The sequence below is a fragment of the Blautia sp. XA-2221 genome (assembly GCF_028767025.1).
Lineage (GTDB): Bacteria > Bacillota > Clostridia > Lachnospirales > Lachnospiraceae > Blautia_A.
This window is the reverse complement of the sequence record NZ_JAJQXX010000026.1, coordinates 1-2,039: the sequence shown is the minus strand read 5'-3', so window position 1 is coordinate 2,039 and position 2,039 is coordinate 1. Positions and strand designations below refer to the sequence as shown.

The window sequence follows — 2,039 nt, the reverse complement described above, 5'->3', positions numbered from 1 at the left end:
GAAAACTTTATTTTATCAATGAGCTATTAGTATTTCATTATATAAAGCCGGCATAGTATATGCTGGCTTTTATAATAGTGTGCCGAGCATGGCACTAATCTTACTGGTGCAAGTCCAGTCACGGGTATTTACCGCCAAGTGTAGCGAACCACAAGTTGGTATCAGTAATGGTATGGATGGAGGAAGTGGTGTAGCAAAATCCTTGAGCCTACGTACAGAAACTTGATCAGGCGATTAGGTGGGTAAGATTGCTATACAAATCGAAGCCCTAAAGGTAAACGTATACCGAAATTGTAAATCAAGAGGTTGTGGGATGAAAGATTAGTGCCTTACCTCGGGAGACCCTACTCACATACCCAAAGGTATGGACGAAAAAGGTTTGGAGAGGGAGTCAGATGATGTCATAGTAGGCGAAAGCTGAAGGACTGAAACGATTTATAGTACAAATCGTTATGTTTAAAATAGTACATGAGCCAGAAATCGAATGGGCAGGAAAAGTAGGAACGTAACCAAGGGATACTGTTTATATTCAGAGGGGTGATATGTATGAATTTTAGGATAAGTCAGAGGAGTAACAACGATGGAATTGATGGAAGTGATTTTATCAAAAGAAAATCTGAACAGAGCCTATAGAAAGGTAGTATCGAATAAAGGCGCGAGTGGAGTTGACGGGGTTACCGTTGAGGAACTGGGAGGTTATATAAGGGAAAATAAGGATAAGATTGTTACATCCATTAGAAATAGAACTTATATGCCGAAGCCGATACGGAGAGTATATATTCCGAAAGATAATGGAAAACAACGACCATTGGGAATCCCCACAGCATTGGATAGAACCATTCAACAGGCAGTCGCACAGCCAATAAGTGATATTTATGAAGAAATATTCAGTGAATATAGTTACGGTTTTAGACCGGGGAGAAGTTGCCATGATGCAATCAGACAAGCACTCTGCTATCTGAATGATGGCTATGAATGGGTAGTAGATATAGATATTGAACAGTTTTTCGACAGAGTAAATCACGATAAGTTAATTCAGATACTAAGAGAGCAAGTAAACGACAGTACCACATTGAATCTGATTCGGAAATATCTGAAAGCAGGGGTAATGGAAAAAGGACTGGAAAAAGCGACCATCACGGGTGTGCCACAAGGGGGTCCACTATCAGTTGTGTGTTCAAATATCTACCTTGATAAGTTGGATAAGGAACTGGAACAGAGAGGGCTTCGCTTCACAAGGTATGCCGACGATGTGCTGATATTCACAAAAAGTGAGATGGCAGCTAACCGAGTGATGAAATCTATTTGCAGCTGGTTAGAGAGAAAGCTGTTTTTGAAAGTAAATGCTACGAAAACGAAAGTAGTGAGACCAACAAGAAGTAAATATCTTGGATTCACATTTCTAAAGAATGGCTCGGAATGGAAAGTCAGACCGACCAACGAAAAGAAGAAGAAGCTGAAAAAGAAGCTAAGCGAATACCTGAAAAGAGGAAAAGCTGTAGCGAGACCACTTGCAATTACAATTAAAAGAGTAAATGAGATTGTACGAGGGTGGATAAATTATTTCAGAATCGGAATGATGAAGTTGTTTATGGAAGAACTCGGGGAGTGGCTGAGACACAAAATCCGAGTAGTCATCTTAAAACAGTGGAAGAGACCGAAAACCATTTACCGAAACCTATGTTATCTGAACTGGAAATATAAAAATGGATTTAGTCAGGAAGAGATATTTAAGGTTGCTAATTCCAGACTTGGATGGTACAGAAAAAGTGGAATGAACGTAGTGAATTTCATTGTCAGTAAAGATTTACTTGAAAATAGGATAAAAGATGGAGCGGGTCTGCTCAATCCCTTATCCTATTACTTGGTTAAAGTTGGAATATAAGTTGTAGAGCCGTATACGAGACCCGTACGTACGGTTCAATGGGAGGGGCGAGAAAATTTATTCTCCCTCTACCCTATTATCACATATATAGAGAGGTAATCATGAGAAGAATTGCAATTTTGGATACTGGCGTAGGTGCAAGTGAAGATGATTT

The 2,039-nt window shown here is 39.6% G+C and carries 1 protein-coding gene; it reads left to right on the top strand.

Translation table 11 applies throughout. The features are described from left to right. The first annotated feature begins 580 nt into the window (after positions 1-580). Complete coding sequence (gene ltrA, locus LU279_RS13400; protein WP_274422982.1) at positions 581-1,885, top strand: group II intron reverse transcriptase/maturase; 1,305 nt, start codon at positions 581-583, stop codon at positions 1,883-1,885. Positions 1,886-2,039 lie beyond the last annotated feature (154 nt).